Annotated in this window: 15 protein-coding genes; 4 read left to right on the forward strand and 11 right to left on the reverse strand. The window is 41.6% G+C overall.

Annotation, left to right across the window (positions count from 1 at the left end):
• Positions 1–90: 90 nt before the first annotated feature.
• From pncC to gpt, 9 genes are all read right to left on the reverse strand, one after another.
• A complete protein-coding gene (pncC, locus tag Xvie_RS03315) occupies positions 91–594 on the reverse strand; it encodes a nicotinamide-nucleotide amidase (RefSeq protein ID WP_086107940.1) in 504 nt (167 codons plus the stop codon).
• A gap of 25 nt (positions 595–619) precedes the next feature.
• Positions 620–1,816, reverse strand: coding sequence for a lysophospholipid transporter LplT (gene lplT / locus Xvie_RS03320; RefSeq protein WP_086107941.1), 1,197 nt, complete (start codon positions 1,814–1,816; stop codon positions 620–622).
• A gap of 4 nt (positions 1,817–1,820) precedes the next feature.
• Positions 1,821–3,968, reverse strand: a complete 2,148-nt coding sequence (gene aas, locus Xvie_RS03325) for a bifunctional acyl-ACP--phospholipid O-acyltransferase/long-chain-fatty-acid--ACP ligase (protein WP_086107942.1) — start codon at positions 3,966–3,968, stop codon at positions 1,821–1,823.
• Between the two features lie 129 nt (positions 3,969–4,097).
• On the reverse strand, positions 4,098–4,628 hold the full coding sequence (gene aroL, locus Xvie_RS03330; RefSeq protein ID WP_086107943.1) for a shikimate kinase AroL: 531 nt from the start codon (positions 4,626–4,628) through the stop codon (positions 4,098–4,100).
• Positions 4,629–4,794: 166 nt separating this feature from the next.
• Complete coding sequence (gene proA, locus Xvie_RS03335; RefSeq protein ID WP_086107944.1) at positions 4,795–6,048, reverse strand: glutamate-5-semialdehyde dehydrogenase; 1,254 nt, start codon at positions 6,046–6,048, stop codon at positions 4,795–4,797.
• Between the two features lie 29 nt (positions 6,049–6,077).
• A complete protein-coding gene (gene proB, locus Xvie_RS03340) occupies positions 6,078–7,181 on the reverse strand; it encodes a glutamate 5-kinase (protein ID WP_479688389.1) in 1,104 nt (367 codons plus the stop codon).
• A gap of 114 nt (positions 7,182–7,295) precedes the next feature.
• A complete protein-coding gene (gene crl / locus Xvie_RS03345; protein ID WP_086107946.1) occupies positions 7,296–7,697 on the reverse strand; it encodes a sigma factor-binding protein Crl in 402 nt (133 codons plus the stop codon).
• A 71-nt stretch (positions 7,698–7,768) separates the two neighbouring features.
• Positions 7,769–9,016 carry an esterase FrsA gene (gene frsA / locus Xvie_RS03350; protein ID WP_086107947.1) on the reverse strand — a complete coding sequence of 416 codons (1,248 nt, stop codon included), beginning with the start codon at positions 9,014–9,016 and terminating at the stop codon, positions 7,769–7,771.
• Positions 9,017–9,030: 14 nt separating this feature from the next.
• A complete protein-coding gene (gene gpt, locus Xvie_RS03355; RefSeq protein ID WP_086107948.1) occupies positions 9,031–9,492 on the reverse strand; it encodes a xanthine phosphoribosyltransferase in 462 nt (153 codons plus the stop codon).
• A gap of 262 nt (positions 9,493–9,754) precedes the next feature.
• Here gpt and pepD point away from each other — a divergent pair, with 262 nt between their 5' ends.
• On the forward strand, positions 9,755–11,215 hold the full coding sequence (gene pepD / locus Xvie_RS03360) for a beta-Ala-His dipeptidase (RefSeq protein ID WP_086107949.1): 1,461 nt from the start codon (positions 9,755–9,757) through the stop codon (positions 11,213–11,215).
• A gap of 86 nt (positions 11,216–11,301) precedes the next feature.
• Here the strand turns inward: pepD and dinB are convergent, their stop codons facing one another.
• The gene (dinB, locus tag Xvie_RS03365) at positions 11,302–12,357 is read right to left on the reverse strand and encodes a DNA polymerase IV (RefSeq protein WP_086107950.1); all 1,056 of its coding nucleotides are present in this window, start codon (positions 12,355–12,357) and stop codon (positions 11,302–11,304) included.
• Between the two features lie 335 nt (positions 12,358–12,692).
• On the opposite strand from dinB, the gene Xvie_RS03370 reads away from it, so the two are divergent.
• Complete coding sequence (locus Xvie_RS03370) at positions 12,693–13,940, forward strand: MFS transporter (RefSeq protein ID WP_086107951.1); 1,248 nt, start codon at positions 12,693–12,695, stop codon at positions 13,938–13,940.
• A 138-nt stretch (positions 13,941–14,078) separates the two neighbouring features.
• Here Xvie_RS03370 and Xvie_RS03375 read toward each other — a convergent pair whose 3' ends face one another.
• Positions 14,079–16,115 carry a choline transporter gene (locus Xvie_RS03375; RefSeq protein ID WP_086107952.1) on the reverse strand — a complete coding sequence of 679 codons (2,037 nt, stop codon included), beginning with the start codon at positions 16,113–16,115 and terminating at the stop codon, positions 14,079–14,081.
• A gap of 208 nt (positions 16,116–16,323) precedes the next feature.
• Here Xvie_RS03375 and betI point away from each other — a divergent pair, with 208 nt between their 5' ends.
• Together betI and betB are read left to right on the forward strand one after the other, a co-directional pair.
• A complete protein-coding gene (gene betI / locus Xvie_RS03380; protein ID WP_086107953.1) occupies positions 16,324–16,920 on the forward strand; it encodes a transcriptional regulator BetI in 597 nt (198 codons plus the stop codon).
• A gap of 49 nt (positions 16,921–16,969) precedes the next feature.
• Entirely contained in the window at positions 16,970–18,478 is a 1,509-nt protein-coding gene (gene betB, locus Xvie_RS03385; protein ID WP_086107954.1) for a betaine-aldehyde dehydrogenase, read from the forward strand.
• Positions 18,479–18,489 lie beyond the last annotated feature (11 nt).

The following is an 18,489-nucleotide window of genomic DNA, read 5'->3' on the forward strand; positions in this document are numbered from 1 at the left end:
CAAGCAATGAAGGGGCTGCCCCACTGCTGATAAACTGTTTCTGATACCAAAGTGCCACATGATTATACTGTATAATCATACAGCATCAAGCTAATTTTTTATGATTTCTTCCAACAAGGTTTTTAAAGAAAAAATGACGGCTTGTAGACGCACTGCATTGCGATCACCCGAAAAATGCTGATGATATGCCACCGTCTGTATGCCCTCATCAACATGAAAGGCAAACCCAAACCAAACTGTGCCAGTCGGTTTTTCCTCACTTCCACCATCCGGCCCAGCAATACCACTGACAGCAACAGCAACATCAGCCTTAGCGGCTATTAATGCCCCTGCTGCCATTTCTTTTACAACCTGTTCACTGACTGCACCAAATCGTGCCAATGATTCTGGTGAAACGCCCAGCATTTCATGTTTAGTATCATTACCGTAAGTCACGAAACCACGATTAAAATAGGCTGAACTTCCCGCAATATCTGTGATAACTTTGGCTATCCAACCTCCTGTACACGATTCTGCACAGGTCACGGATAATTTTCGCTGTTTTAATCTCTTTCCAAGCTCAATACTAAGCTGATTCAGGATTTTTTCATCCATAACAGGCCTTCAATTCTATAATAAATTAATTTTTCCGAAGCAGATCCCAAATCCATAAGCCCCCAATTGCCAAAGAAAGCAAGACACCAAAACCAATACCGACAGCAACAACCGGCGCTCCGAACATGATGGAAATGGAATACAGCCCCAGCATTACCAACATGGCACTATTTTCGCCAAGATTCTGCACAGCAACGGCTTTACCTGCTCCCATCGCATGCTTTCCATGTTCTTGCAGTAATGCGTTTAATGGAACGACAAAAAGTCCACCAAATACCCCGAGGACAATCAGAATTAAGTAGGAAAATATTATTGATTGCTGAGTAGCAAAAAAAATGACCATGAATCCAATTAAGATCCCCGCAGGCATACAGCGACGAACAGTTTTCAATGTAATAAACCGCGCGGCCAAACCTGCTCCAACAATGATACCGATAGCAACTACTGCATTCATTAATGTCGGCGTCGTATTACCATCAATTCCCAGAACAATCGGAACCCATGCAACCAACAGGAAGCGTAGTGTGATGCCAGCCCCCCAAAATAAGCTGGTGCCCACCAGTGAGAATCGTGTTTCCTGATTACGCCAAAGTGAAGCACAAACCGCCATGAAATCCACTAACATTTTTTTGGGATTCCAACCTTTGCCTTCACGGGCCACAGCCAGATGAGGGATATAGAAATTAGACACAACCGCGACACTATACAATAAGGCGCAAAGCCCCAATGCCAATACTAGATTAACATCAGAAAGGAAGCCACCAGCAACCGAACCAACCAGAATAGCTGCAATAGTCGAGGCTTCCATCATGCCATTAGCTTTTACCAAACGCCCACCATCTGTCAGTTCACCCAAAATTCCGTATTTAGCGGGAGAATAGGCTGCTGCCCCAATTCCCACCAGGGTATAACCCAGAAAAGGGTTTATATCGATACAGATGCTGATGGCTCCAAGTAATTTGATGCCATTAGAAAAGAGCATGACACGTCCTTTTGAAAACCGATCAGCAATTTGCCCCACAAAGGGGGCAAGTACAATATAAGTCAGGACAAAAACAATTTGCAGAGCCGGCCAGCTCCACTCTGGATAAGACTCTGCTTTCAATTGGGCTAATACGGCGAAAAACAGCGCATTATCGGCAAAAGCAGAGAGAAATTGCGACAGCAATACTGCTTTCATTCCGCGATTTAACAACGGTTGTGTTTCCACAGTAACATTCATTTCCTTACTCCTGTTCTGCCATTTTTCTCAGTGCGACAAAATCCGGTTTGCCACTGCCAAGCAAAGGAAGTTGCTTCACATAACGAATGTCTCGTGGAACCGATAATTCCGGCATTCCCATTTCACGGGCTATTCCCAGCATTGTATTTCTATTCAGATTTATATCTGTTGTGAACAATACTAATGCTTCACCCTTGCTTTGATCTTTTCTGGCTGTAGCCGCATGTAGCGCATCACTAGAAACACGAGTGGCTATTTGTTCCACCACTTCGAGAGAAACCATTTCCCCCGCAAGTTTGGCAAATCGTTTCACACGCCCTTTGATCGTACAAAAACCCTCGTCATCAATAGAAACAATATCCCCGGTATCGTACCAGCCAATTTGATTGTTTCCTTCTGCATCTTCTGCAGATGGTGGCTCAAGATGCTCAGGCGCTTCAACTCGCAGATAGCCCTTCATGATATTCGGCCCACGTAGCTGTAAACGCCCACCTTCTTCAATACCCTGTACAGGCAATAAACGGGCTTTCATTCCTGGTAAGATTCGACCCACTGTTCCCGGTTTCGCTGCCATAGGCACATTGATCGCCACTACCGGAGCACACTCAGTCACCCCATAACCTTCTAAAATCCGAATACCAAATTTATCCTGCCAAACACGCTTGGTATTTTCTGACAGTTTTTCTGCCCCAGCCACCACATAGCGCAAACGGGCAAAATCATAAGGATGAGCAAAACGAGCATAATTACCCAAGAAAGTCGAAGTTCCGAACAACACAGTACAGTTACGGTCATAAACCAGTTCAGGTACAACACGATAATGCAGCGGGCTTGGATAAAGAAACACGCGACTGCCCGTCATTAACGGAGTAAATAAACCTACCGTCAGGCCAAAAGCATGAAACAGTGGTAAAGAAGACATAAAACAGTCTAGCGGGGTAAAATCAGCAATCGTTTTTATCTGCTCAACGTTCGCCAGCAAGCTGGCATGACTGTGGACAACGCCTTTTGGTGCACCTTCTGAGCCTGACGTAAACAGGATCAAAGCATCATCATCCGGTTTTTGCGAAGCCAAAATGGCTTTGGAAGGGAAAATCAAATGCCACAATATCCAAAGTTTATCTTCCCGAGTGATCGTATCTTTTAAATCTTCGAGATATACCCAATTGGCCTCTGTCACCTGTTCTGGCAAATGGGTTAATTGCCCTTTTTCCAGAAATTGGCGGGATGTTACGATGGTTTTTATGGTTGCCGCCTGCATGGCATTATTAATACCGTTGCTTCCTGCCGTATAGTTAAGAAGAGCCGGTACTCGCCCTTTTAATGAAGCTCCATAAACGGCAGCTGCCATCACAGTAGCATTCGGCAATAACAAACCAATTCGTTCCCCCTCTTGTGTAAAGCGTTCTAAAATTCGGCTGACACCCAATATTTTTTTCAGTAATGAGTGATAGCTATCTTCTTTAAAGTTCACATCCTCAATGCAGGGCTTAAAGCGACCGAAACGTTTTTGCGCAGTAAGGTAAGCGCTGAACAATGTCTCCTTTGGACGCGTCTGCATCCTCACTGTCATCATAATGGCATGGAGGTGCTCTCCTGCTAAACGGCGACGTGTTGTTGAATCATGTGCATCCGGCATTGGCAAATCAACGGCGGATAAAATCTTGATGGTGATTTTCGGGAACCAATGTAACTTCATAATTCCTTTTAACCGACCAAAAAATGTTTGTTCTGCCCCATCAATTCGAATTGGAACTACTTTTGCTCCTGATTTCGCGGCAATAAAAGCGGCACCATCATAAATTTTCATGAGGGAACCGGTCACAGTGATCCTTCCTTCGGGAAAAATTACAATTGGGCGTCCTTTATCCACTTCTTTAACCAATGTTCTGACTGCCATTGGATTAGTAGGATCCAGAGGTACAACATCAGCATAAGGCTTAATAAATTTGAGGAAGCTGCGGCTCGCAATATTAGAATAGATAGCGAATACAGGCTTTACTGGCAAGAATAGCCCAATTAACAGGCCATCCAGAAACGAAATATGATTGGGAGTAATAATGCATTTGGGATGTTTTAACTGCTTATCATCCCCTTCAACTGTAACTCTAAAGAAAACACGAATAAGTAACCGAATAAAATTTAAGAGCATATCCATATCTCAAATATAATTAAATAAAATTAAAGTGAGCAAATAGAATGATACTATAATTTGTATAAGCAATCTGATATATAAGATTTCCCTGCTAAATAAAAAATAAACTTAAAAATTCTTAATATATTAAATTAGTTTACTTTGCTGGTTTAAAATATAAGATTTAACACAAGATACAATATCTTCTGTTGCAAGATTAGCATCGACAGTGAAATCGGCACACTCTTGGTATAATGGTTCTCTTTCAACCAAGATTTCTTTGATTTCTTCTATGATGGACTTTCCTGTTAGACTGGGACGCTGTGAATTTTCTGGATTGAGTGATAACCGTTTACTCAAAACTTCTGCCGACGTCTGCAAATAAATCACAATACCATTTTGGTGCATATATCGACGATTCTCAGACGACAACACAATTCCTCCACCCGTTGAAATGATACATTCACCCTGGCTAACTGTTTTCAACGTTTGGCTCTCCAACTTTCTAAAATATTCCCAGCCATGTTGTTGAACAAGGTCAGCAATCGTCATTTCACTAATAGCCTGAATACTCTCATCAGTGTCAATAAATTTATACGATAATGCTTCAGACAACAACTTACCTATTGTCGTCTTCCCTGCACCTCGCGCACCTACGATGAATAGAGTCTGTTTCATTTCGTTGTTTTCCCGAAGAATCTGTAAAATTAAGCCTAAATATAAAGTATAGTAACCAAATATTTACACTAGTGTAAAAAGATATTATTGATTGAACAAAAAGTCACACTTAAAATTAAGTGTGACTCAACATAGTTAAGTAAATTCTAATTAAAGTAGAATACAGTTAACTGCGAGGCAAATAATCACCATAACCAACCCACTTATACGTTGTCAGTGCATCAAGCCCCATTGGGCCTCTGGAGTGTAACTTCTGAGTACTAACAGCCACTTCAGCTCCCAAACCAAATTGCCCACCATCAGTAAAACGAGTACTTGCATTTACATATACCGCGGCTGAATCTACATGGCGTACAAAGTAATCAGCTTGCTGTAAAGAGTCTGTCAGGATCGCATCAGAATGGGCTGTGCCATAAGTACGAATGTGCTCAATAGCTTGCTCGATATCACTGACAATTTCCACATTCATATCCAAAGATAACCATTCATCGCAGTAATCTTCTTCTACAACTTCAACAACAGTTGCAGGGCCATCTTTCAACAATACCATTGCTGATTTGCTTGCGTGTAATGTCACGCCCTGTTCTTTCATTTTGGTACTCAAAATGGGTAGGAAATCAGCCGCTATTTTTTCATGTACCAACAATGTCTCTAATGAATTACAAGCACTTGGACGCTGAACTTTTGCATTAATAATTATTTTTAATGCTTTTTCAACATTGATGGTTTCATCCACAAACGTGTGACAAACACCAATGCCGCCAGTAATCACAGGAATAGTTGATTGTTCCCGGCACAATTTATGCAATCCAGCACCGCCACGAGGGATCAACATATCAACATAGCGATCCATTTTCAGTAATTCAGCCACTAATTCACGATCTGGCTTATTAATTGCTTGAACCGCAGCAGCCGGTAAACCACTTTGTTCCAAAGCCTGCTGTATGACTTTAACCATCGCCTGATTAGTATGATGAGTCTCTTTGCCACCACGCAGTATCACTGCATTACCTGTTTTCAGGCATAAAGATGCCACATCAATAGTAACATTGGGGCGAGCTTCATAAATCACGCCAATCACCCCCAAGGGAACCCGGCGACGGCTCAATTGCAATCCACTATCCAATAATTGCCCATCAATGACTTGCCCTACAGGATCAGCCAAACGACAGACCTGGCGCACATCATTGGCAATAGCATTCATCCGTTCAGGCGTCAGTAATAACCGATCGAGCAGCGCTTCACTCATTTCCTGCTCACGGGCTTGCTTCATATCTTGCTGATTGGCAGCAAGAATCACGTCAATCTCTGTTTCCAGCAAATCCGCAATATGATTCAACGCTTGATTTTTCCGGCTGGTACTTAATTGCGCCAATTGCCATGATGCTGCTTTGGCTGCTTTTCCCATCTGCTCTAGCATGGTGAAATCCTCAACTCACGATCAATTCATTAAATTACAATCAAATCGTCACGGTGAACCGCAACAGCGCCATATTCATAACCCAATATCTGGCTAATTTGTTGTGAATGATGGCCTGCAATCAAACGTAAAGCATCACTGTTGTAACGGCACACACCATGAGCCAAATCTTTGCCTGATAAACTGCGGATGCAAATGACTTCACCACGGGAAAAATCACCTTTAACGTTTTTGATTCCTTTTGGCAGCAACGAACTGCCTTTTCCCGTAATCGCTGCCTCTGCACCATGATCGACGATGATTTCCCCCGCCGGAGGCGCACCAAAGATCCAACGTTTGCGGGTTTCCATCGGACTGGTCAGTCCATGAAAACGTGTTCCAACCGATTTTTCTTCAATAACATCAGCAATAACATCCGGCCTGTTACCCGCAGCGATAATAACATCAATTCCAGCACGTCCAGCCACACCTGCGGCCTGAAGTTTTGTCGCCATTCCTCCCGTGCCTAAACCGGATACACTGTCCCCTGCCATCATTTTCAGCTCATCACTGATGTCATGCACTTCAGAGATCAATTTTGCATCAGGGTTACTGCGGGGATCTGCGGTATAAAGTCCTTCGATATCGGTCAGGAGCAATAATTTATCTGCACTGCCCAAAATCGCTGCCAGCGCAGAAAGGTTATCATTGTCACCCACTTTAATCTCTGCTGTCGCAACGGCATCATTTTCATTAATAATTGGAACAATATGATTATCGAGCAATGCCTGAAGAGTATCCCGTGCATTCAGAAAGCGCTCACGGTCTTCCAAATCCGCTCGGGTCAAGAGCATTTGCCCGACATGAATACCATAAATAGAGAAAAGCTGCTCCCACAATTGAATCAGGCGACTTTGTCCAACGGCTGCCAGCAATTGCTTTGACGCAATAGTTGCCGGAAGATCGGGATAACCTAAATGCTCACGCCCAGCAGCAATCGCACCAGAAGTCACAATAATAATACGGTGGCCTTTTTCATGTTGTTGAGCACATTGACGAACCAGCTCCACAATGTGGGCACGATTCAAACGACGAGAGCCACCAGTCAATACACTCGTCCCCAGTTTCACAACCAATGTTTGGCTGCCATTCATCATATTTCTGCCATTACAGTTAATTTGAAAAAACGATGCTCAGTTTTAACAGGAGAGAAGCGTTATGCCAACTGACATAACGCAAAATTTAAAAAAAGCAGGTTAAAAGCAAAGTCATGCCATAACTTGCGTTCGGAAGGTGGCAGTGTTTTCTGATGGGATCAACGTAAGTTTAAGAATATCAAAAGAATCGATCAGACGTTCGTGGAATGCCTGCAAAGTTGATTCAATGTGCTCAAGATCAGCCTTTTTTTTGATCCCCATGGCATGCCATTCACTATTTTTGTCAAATAAACCTATCTGATAGTTGAAAACAAAAACCTGATCCTGCTCTTCTAACTCTAACCACCATCCCCAAAACTCACGTTTTTCCGGAGCCACTTTTGCACTGACACAAACCGCTAAACAGTCAAAGAAAAAATAACCATCTTTGCACTTTAATTCACGTACATACGGTCCTAATGCAGAAAAACGCTTCAACAACCTATTTTTAGAATAACTTGCAGGTAAAGTCATACAAAGGTCTCCTTATACACAGAACACCTTTGTATCAAATGATTAAAAAATATCAAGTAATAAATTTAGCTTTATAAAACTTTATCTTTCATCCATACACTTATTTCGTGTAATGCCTTATTGAAACCACTATAAACTGATGTAGCAGAAATAGCCCGCAGTGAACCATCCATTGATGACATCGCAATTAATCTAGAGTCTTTCCTTGGGCTGAAAATATCATCTTCCCAATACACCGAAAGCATGGGCACACTACAACGACGTCCCAACAGCCCTTGTTTTTTCAATGAATAGCAACTCAGTTCTGAACGTAATCTCTCTTCATCAACGTGATAAATACCCAAGCGACTGGCCAATACGTCAATATACATTGACGGAATTTTCTGCTGTAATTTTTCATCATGCAGTAATTCATGAACAATCGGGCCAATTACCGATACTCCTTTAATAAGTTTCGGTTCTAGATAAGCAAGACGAACAGCGACATTTGCACCAAAACGAAAACCAAATACACCGACACGGGTATGATCAACCCAAAGCACACTATGCAGTTGTTGTAGAATTTGTTGATGAAGTGCACAAGTATCTTGCGTCAGTGTAAATTTAGAGGAGTAACCAACAGAAGGCATATCCACCGTTAACATTGCAAAACCAAGAGGTGAAAAATGTTCACGGAATAACCGCCAGCAATCATTCTGTACATTATCAAGGCTGGCACAAACTAATATCGTTGGACAAGGCCCCTGTACATGGGAAGGAAGGTGCAATAACCCAGTGACAATTTTGCCCCCTTCTAGCTGGAATTCCAATTTTTTCAATTCATAGTCAGAAAAACGCGCTGCGTTTTCATAAGCTTTATTGGCCAGAGCCATGGCCTGATCTGCCAGTTCATCACCGCGCAAATGAGGATAAGCCGCAATGCTGTATAGCGTCGCAGCTTTTAACCAACATGCACTGGCTTTTTCTGTATCCTCTGTATGCAAGGCCTCCTGTTGCCAGTGCATTGCCTGCTGAGACCACTCAAATGCCCAGTTTCCTTTACGATAGCCGATCACAGTATCCAACAAATGTTCAGTACTGCGCTCGGCATCTGTCACCGCAATCCGGCTGAGGACATCTTGAATTTCCAGCGGATTTATTCCCCTCCAGATCCAAGCGAGCCAATTAATCATTCGATACCAACGCTCGCGGCGTTTCCCACCAAGCATACTATCACTGGCAGTTATAAACTGTGGGCGAATATATTTTACCAGCGTAGAGGTCTCACGATGTTTAAACTGAGGCTTAAACAACGATTCTGAAAGGTTTTTTTTAGTCATGACAAAAGAAAACTTTATTGCTTATTACAAATAGGCGGAACAAACATTACTCCCATATCCCATGGCTGCTCAATCCATGTGTTTTGAGGGATATCGACAACATAATCATCAACAAGAGGGCGACCAGCCGGTTTTGCAAAAATCGTTACAAAATGGGCTTTCGGATACATTTCACGGATTGCCTGAGCAGTGCCACCAGTATCAACCAGATCATCAACAACGATGAAGCCCTCGCCGTCACCTTCCGCTTTTTTCAATATGTTCAACTCACGCTGATTATCGTGGTCATAGCTGGAAATGCAGACAGTATCGACATGGCGAATGCCTAATTCACGAGCCAGCAACGCCCCCGGCACAAGACCACCACGGCTAACAGCGATAATACCTTTCCATTGCTCTACAGGAAGTAAACGTTGTGCCAATTGACGGGCATGTATCTGCAACATATCCCACGTTACAACATATTTTTCACTCATAAAATTTGATCCTGGAAACTAAAGAATATTTCAGAAAAGTGTTTTTTTGCGGAAAAAAGGTTGCGCGAGAGTATAGTGACTTGAACAGACAAAAACCAGTAAAAACAAGGTAAGCGCTCATTCTGACTGCACATCGCAAGCAATAAAATGATATTCTCAGGCATAACATGAACATTAGGACAACGCCGATGACAGTAATCACCCTAATGTATCAAACATTACCATTTTCATCTTACCAAAATGTAGTTACAGGAGATTCGCCGTGTCCGAATTATCAACATTATCCCCTCAACCATTATGGGATATTTTCTCCAAAATCTGCTCCATTCCTCACCCTTCCTATCATGAAGAAGCACTGGCATCCCATATCATTGAATGGGCAAAAAGCAAAGATTTCCATGTAGAACAAGATGAAGTCGGCAATATTTTGATCAGAAAGCCCGCTTCAAAAGGCATGGAAAACCGCAAGGCTGTCGTACTTCAAGCACACTTAGATATGGTTCCGCAGAAAAATAACGATACCGTACACGATTTTGCAACAGATCCTATCCGTCCTTATATTGATGGTGACTGGGTTACGGCTGATGGTACAACTCTGGGTTCTGATAACGGTATCGGCATGGCTTCCGCTCTGGCAGTACTGGCTGACGAGTCCGTCAAACATGGCCCATTGGAAGTTTTACTGACCATGACCGAAGAAGCAGGGATGGATGGCGCATTCGGTCTGAAATCTGGCTGGTTGCAAGCTGATATTCTGATCAACACCGACTCAGAAGAAGAAGGCGAAATCTACATGGGTTGTGCTGGTGGCATTGATTTTGTCACAACCTTGCAATTGTCCCGTGAAAATTTGCCTGCTAACTACAAAACCCTGCAACTGACCATTAAGGGCTTAAAAGGTGGCCACTCTGGTGGTGATATTCATCTGGGATTAGGCAATGCCAATAAATTGCTGGCTCGTTTTCTGGCTGCATATGCCGATGAGTTGGAATTGAAATTAATTCACCTGCAAGGTGGAACCCTGCGCAATGCCATTCCTCGTGAAGGTTCTACTATGATTGCTGTTCCTGCCGATAAAATAGAAAAACTGTATCAATTGAAAGATAACTATTTGGAAACATTGAAAAATGAATATGCTGCCATTGAAAACTATCTCACTCTTTTGTTGGATGAAACCGAAGTATCATCACAAGCATTAACAACGGATTGTCAGACTCGTTTCGTATCCATGCTCAATAGCATGCCTAATGGTGTTATTCGTATGAGCGATGTCGCCAAAGGCGTTGTAGAAACTTCGCTGAATGTAGGCGTTGTGACAATGAATGAAGAAAAAGTCGAGGTTATTTGCCTGATCCGTTCACTGATAGAAAGTGGCAAGACTTATGTGGTTGAAATACTGCGTTCTCTGGCAAAACTGTCTGGAGCAGAAACAGTCGCAAGCGGCAGCTATCCGGGCTGGCAGCCTGATGCCAATTCTCCAATCATGCATTTAGTGAGTGACACTTATCAACAACTGTTCGGGAAGGTTCCAAATATCATGGTGATCCACGCAGGTTTGGAGTGTGGTCTATTTAAAAAACCGTATCCTGATATGGACATGGTTTCTATCGGCCCAACCATTCGAGGCGCTCACTCCCCTGATGAGAAAGTTCACATTAAAAGTGTTGGCCAATATTGGCAACTACTCACTGCAATCTTAAAAGCTATTCCGGCTAAAGAATAAATATATATTGTCTCTCCCCTGCCATCTGCTTGTGGGAGAGATTCCATATCCGCATTTCATTTACGCTTTACTTTATCATTCCAACTTTACCACTCCAATAAAAGCTGACGTTCCAGTTGTGGATTTTGTAATGTCACATGCAACCCAACCAACCTGACCCCTCGCCCTTCCCGACGTGTTTCCCAGGCTTGTTTTGCTATTTGAATTAGATCGGATTTATCCAACACAGGATGGACATGTTCCTGTGTCGTCAATTGAAAATCATCAAACTTTAATTTGATACCTTGACGGGCAATACGAAGATCGGATTTTACCTTTTCCAACCGCTTTTCCAGCTCAGGATAAAGTTTTTCAATCAGTTCAACACATTCATGCCACTCATGAATATCCTGAGCCAACGTTTTTTCCACCCCAACAGATTTACGCAAGCGTTCTGGCGTAATCTGTCGTTCATCAATGCCATGGCAGCGCTCCCAAAGTGATAAACCAAACTTACCCAAACTTTTGAGTAATGCCAGCTTATCGTAATGTTGAACATCAGAGCAGGTTTCCAACCCCATGTCTGACAAACGCTTAGCTGTAACTTTTCCAACACCGGGAATTTTGCGTAAAGGCAGCGACTTAACAAAAGACTCTACCTGCTCAGGAGAGATAATATATTGCCCATTGGGTTTATTGATATCAGAGGCTATTTTGGCTAGAAATCTGACTGGTGCTACACCAGCAGAGGCCGTTAACTGCAATTCATCAAAAATTACCTGACGGATTTCTTGAGCAATCAAAGTGGCAGAACCATAACAATGGTGGCAATCCGTTACATCCAGATAGGCCTCATCCAAGGAGAGGGGTTCAATCAGCTCAGTATAACGGGAAAAAATTTCCCGGATATGTTGAGAAACTTCTTTATAGACCACCATTCTACCGGGAATAACTTTCAATTGAGGGCAGAGTTTTAATGCCATGGCCGTAGACATCGCACTATGCACCCCAAAACGGCGTGCGGGATAATTTGCCGTACTAATTACCCCTCTTCGATCAGCTCTTCCCCCTACAGCAATAGGGATATTACGGAGTGATGGATTATCCCGCATTTCAATAGCAGCAAAAAAGCAGTCCATATCGATATGAATAATTTTTCGCATCTGATCTCTCCACACAAAATACTGTATAAAAACACAGAAAAAGATCATGAAACTCTAGTGAATTTCTCAGCCAAAATTCAACGGGTTAATTTCTTGTCGAATATTTAATAAAAATAGATCACAGCAAAAAATATCGAAATAAACAGCACATTTAAGAAGAAAATTATAAAATATCTTTTTATTGATAATTTACTAGCCATATATTCCATAAAATTCACAGATAACCAATTTAATCTATCGCTTAAATCCAATATATCAGTGACATAAATACATTTCATATATATCATTAGCTAAATTTATCAATAATATGGTTATTAATAAAAATAAGGGTAGTAATGAAAAATAATATTTCATTTTTTTTATATCAAATATCTGATATTTTGTTCACATCCTCTACAAGAGCATTCGGTATGTTATTTTCATGGTGGATGATTGAAGTACTAAATCTAGATTTTCAACTTGGATGGTTTATTTTTTCATCATGGTTTTTACAAGTATTCTTTCTTGTCTTCATGAGTAATCTTGGTGACAGGTTCAATAAAAAAAATATCGTATTATTTTGCATAATACCAACTTCATTACTTTTTATTCTCGCCAATATTATAGATAAAAACCTGTATATCCCATTAGGAATTATATATATTTTCGCTTCTATTTCAGCCATACTAATTCAACCCATTGGCACAAGCATCCTACCAGAAATTAGTGATAAAAACAGATTGGAGTCTTCATTTAAATATAGAGGGATTGTTAATTCAGTTAACATTATCCTTGGCCCTGCAATATCGGGGATTGTTATCCACTATTTAAAAATAGATGGAGCTCTAATATTTATTTCTTTAATGTCAATTTTATCAATAATTGGCTTTTACTTTATAAAAAACCAGCAAAAAGAAAAGCCATCGCAACAAAATAAAAATAATATAGGAAGCATTAAAATTATTACTAGAAATCCCACAGAAGCAAGCTTAGTTATTGTTTCTTCCTTTTTTAATTTTACTATAGTTCCATTAGTAACCTATATTACACCACTTATTATTATAAACGAGTTTAAGCTAAGTGCTTTACAAGTGGGAATTGCCGAAGCAACGTTTGGTGTAGGTATGATGATTGGCAGCATCATCATTATTAAATATATGAATAAATTCTTCTGTAAAGCCCATGGTGCTTTTATTTCAGCCTTCACAATCGCTGCTTGTATAGCTGGCATATCCACAGCAACCTCATTAATTGGGTTATGTAGTTATATGCTAATCAGTGGAATCGGTTTGGTTATTTACAATATAAATACCACTTCAATCCGATGTCTGGCAACACCTGAGTCTCATCGTAATACAATGGAATCTAAATTTCTTGCTATCTGTATAATTTCAATACCATTGGGAATGGTATCTGCAACCTACATGGTAGAAAGTTATGATATAAGATCTTTATTACTCATCTTTTCTGTCTTAATGGGATTAATGTCATTCTTCGTTTTGTTCTCACCAAAATATATAGAAATATCAAAAATGTCAGAATCTCAATTGGATGGTTATTATGGTAAAATCTATCCTGAAGCCTATCATTCAAAAAATGGATAAAAATCTCAATAATGAAGATTGAATTATACAATTAGATCGATTTTAGTAAAAAAGCCGCCTGTAACTTCGTATAATACAGGCGATTTTTTATTAATTTTCTTTATATTCCACTATATCTCACTCGTCTTCTATTTACCCTCAACTGGGAAAAATCAAAGTCTGCCCCGGTGCTTCTCGGTTCAGGTGAATAAAATTCAAATGCTTTTCATAGTGATCAAGAATATCACTAATGATTTGCTCTTTCGTATAGTCCATCAAATCATTACCTTGTGTCCCTTCCATCAGAAAAGTTTCCAGTCGGTAATAGTGAGACTTGCCCGATCTCGCCCGATAGGTAAATCCGGGGACAGAATAACTCTGCGGCCAGATTTGATAGATAAAATTCTGTTCATCACCTAAATCAACAATAAGCTCTAGTGGATTCAGCCGACTATCATCTTTTGCCAGCAGGACATTAAACTGAACTTTCGCACCACGCACCACCAACTCTTTAGCGACCTCCAACATAGCTGGACGACATACCATATCCAGCATCCGTTGAGTATTTTTCGTACCAGGAAAATGCATCATACGGCTTAGACGCTGCTTCCAGTTCAATGAACCATTGTCATGTACAAGCGTAGGTGAAGTACTATGCAACGAGCTGGCCTTGCGGAAATCTTCCACTCGCAAGGATTTATACAACCCTGCCATGATAAAGAAAATCACAAAACTGAAAGGTAACCCCATTATGACTGTAGTATTTTGCAAAGCTGAAATACCATCAGTCATGAGTATACCTAATGTTAATACACCGATTGTTACAGACCAGAAAACGCGCAACCAATTCGGTGCATCATTATTGATATCACTGAGATTAGAGGTGAAATTCCCTAACACCAATGAACCAGAATCAGCCGATGTGACATAAAACAGCAATCCCGTAATTGTGGCAACAGAGGCACTGAACGTGAATGCCGGATAAAGCGCCAGCAATCTATAAAAACCTTGTTCTGGGTGTTGCAACACTGTTTCAGCCAATTGACGATTACCATGAATAATTTCATACAGCACACTGTTACCAAATATTGATAGCCACAGCAGGGTAAAAACAAATGGAATGACTAATGTTCCCATAACAAACTGGCGAATGGTTCTGCCACGAGAAATACGCGCCAAGAACAATCCCACAAACGGCGACCAAGCCACCCACCATGCCCAGAAAAACAGTGTCCAGCTATTCATCCATTCAGTTGGGCGTTCAAATGCAAAACTGTTCAACGTCATACCCATGAAACGGCTGATATAATCCCCGACATTCTGCACTAATCCATTGAGCAGGAATTCAGTATCGCCAACAAATAAAAGAAACAAAACCAGACCAAGAGCCAGCAGTACATTTAATTCCGACAAAAATCGAATTCCTTTGTTAACGCCGGAAGTCACAGAGACAATTGCCATCACCACAGACAGTAGTATCAATCCCCCCTGAACCCCTAACCCTTGCGGTAATCCGAAAAGTACTTTCAGGCCATAATTTAACTGCACAACTCCAATTCCCAGAGTCGTTGCAATACCAAAAATTGTCCCTATGACTGCCGCAATATCCACCGTATGACCGATCCAGCCTTTAATACGGTTACCAAAAATAGGATAAAGTGCCGAACGAATAGTCAAAGGCAAGTTATAACGATAGCTAAAATACCCTAGGGCAATTCCCATCAAGGCGTACATAGACCAGCCCGTCAGGCCATAGTGGAACAACGTCCACACCATCGCCTGACGGGCTGCTTCAATTGTTTCTCCTTGACCTGTTGGTGGCAGCATATATTGCGTAACAGGTTCAGCCACCGAGAAAAACATTAAGTCAATGCCTATCCCGGCGGCAAACAACATCGCCGCCCAACTAAGCAAACTAAATTCTGGCTTGGATTGCTCTGGCCCCAATTTGATTGAACCAAAACGGGAAGTGGCAACAAAAATAACAAACACGATATAAAGCGTCGCAGCCAGTAAATAGTACCAACCGAAAGTTTTAGACACCCAATTCAGTGTGTTTTTTATCCAATTACTTGTTGCATCAGTGAAAAAAATAGTGAATAGAGAAAATACGATAATCAGTCCAGCAGAGGTGAAAAAAACGACAGAGTTCAAAGTATCCTTCTGAGTGTTTTTTGGACTGTCTTGGGTGTTCATAGGCAGTTCCTGAAATTAATGCAATTAAAATGGATGAAAAGAATAATTCATATAACCAATTGAATTAAAAATAAAATTTAAGCCACGTTAAATAAATCCAATTACCTCTTGTAAAATTATTGTAATAAAACATATTTAATTTTGATTGAACATTCAATTAAAAAAAAGTTTAATACTGCCGAATGATTGATTTTCTGAGCATAAAACCATGCCAAAAATTGGAATGCAGTCGATAAGAAAACAGCAACTCATTGATGCAACATTAATCGTTGTTAATGAAGTTGGAATGCAGGAAGCAACCATTGCGCAAATAGCGCGAAAAGCAGGGGTTTCTAACGGAATTATCAGCCACTATTTCAAGGATAAAAACGGGCTATTGGAAGCGACCATGCGCTATCTCTTACATCAACTGAGAATGGCAGTAGCACGCCGAATACGCCTGCTTGAAAATGCAACCCCGACTCAAAGGCTGAAGGCCATTGTCGAAGGGAATTTCGATCCCAGTCAGATCAGCGGTGCAGCAATGAAAACCTGGCTGGCATTCTGGGCCAGCAGTATGCACCAACCAAAATTGTATCGGTTACAACAAGTCAATGAACGCCGTTTGTATTCCAATATCTGTGTTGAATTTAAACGTGCCATGCCAAAAGCAGAAGCACGGCTGGCTGCACAAGGTCTTGCAGCATTGATTGACGGCATTTGGCTGAGAAGTGCATTAAGTAGCAAGCCTTTTGACATAGAAGGGACGTTCAGAATCACCATTGATTACATCGAACAGAAACTCGGGACATCCTATATAGCTTGAGTTCTGGCTTAAGGCTTATAACCTGTGGACAGGCTCTTGAGGAGAATCTATGACCCATTTTGGATTACAAAAACTTTATATCCACGGTGCTTATGCTGATAGCACCAGTTTTAATAACACCAAACTCGATAATACCGGACCTGATAGCACAATTTTTGATGCAATTAATCCGGCTACTGGAGAGGTTATTGCTCAATTTCAGTCCGCAACAGAACAAGATGTTGATATTGCTGTAGAAAGTTCTCATAAGGGACAGAAAATTTGGGCAGCCATGACTGCGGTGGAACGTTCCCGGATCTTACATAAAGCTGTAAATATCTTGCGTGAACGCAATGATGAGCTTGCTGAATTGGAAACACTGGATACCGGCAAACCACTTTCTGAAACTCAGCAAGTTGATATTGTCACGGGCGCTGATGTACTGGAATATTATGCGGGTTTAATTCCAGCCCTTGAAGGCCAACAAATTCCACTACGTGAATCTTCTTTTGTATATACACGCCGTGAACCATTGGGTGTCGTAGCCGGCATTGGAGCATGGAACTACCCTATTCAGATTGCCCTCTGGAAATCAGCCCCCGCCCTGGCGGCCGGCAATGCCATGATTTTCAAACCAAGTGAAATCACTTCCCTCACCGCTTTGAAGTTGGCTGAAATCTACACCGAGGCAGGCTTACCTGATGGTGTTTTCAATGTCTTGACAGGAACCGGTCATGAAGTAGGACATTATCTGGCCATGCACCCTAAAATCGCCAAAATGTCTTTCACCGGCGGGATTGTGACAGGCAAAAAAGTCATGGCAAATGCTTCAGGCTCAACCCTAAAAGAAGTCACGATGGAATTGGGTGGCAAATCTCCGCTAATCATTTTTGATGATGCAGATCTGGAACGTGCTGCTGATATTGCCATGATGGCAAACTTTTTCAGTTCAGGTCAGGTTTGTACAAACGGAACACGCGTCTTTGTACCTAAGGCTCTACTCTCACAATTTGAAGCAAAAATTCTTGAGCGTGTTAAACGCATTCGAATTGGTTCACCTCTCGACCCCAACACGAATTTTGGACCTTTGGTGAGCTTCCCACACATGGAGTCTGTTTTACGCTATATAGACAGCGGTAAAAACAGTAATGCCCGCCTGCTGTGTGGTGGTGAGCGTCTGATGGAAGGCAAATTGGCGAAAGGTGCATTTGTTGCACCAACAGTATTCAGTGACTGTACCGATGATATGCTGATTACACAGGAAGAAATCTTTGGGCCAGTGATGTCTATCCTGACTTATGACACTGAAGATGAAGTTATTGCCCGTGCCAATAATACACATTATGGACTGGGGGCAGGATTAGTGACAAAAGATCTTTCCCGCGCACATCGTGTGATCCACCAACTAGAAGCCGGAATCTGCTGGATCAATACTTGGGGTGAATCTCCAGCCGCCATGCCTGTCGGTGGTTATAAACATTCTGGTATTGGCCGGGAAAATGGACTGATCACACTGCAACATTACACTCAAACCAAATCAATACAGGTGGAACTGGGCAATTTTGAATCCCTATTTTAATCCATGTCTGA

Origin of the sequence: Xenorhabdus vietnamensis, assembly GCF_002127535.1 — a bacterium.
GTDB lineage: Bacteria > Pseudomonadota > Gammaproteobacteria > Enterobacterales > Enterobacteriaceae > Xenorhabdus > Xenorhabdus vietnamensis.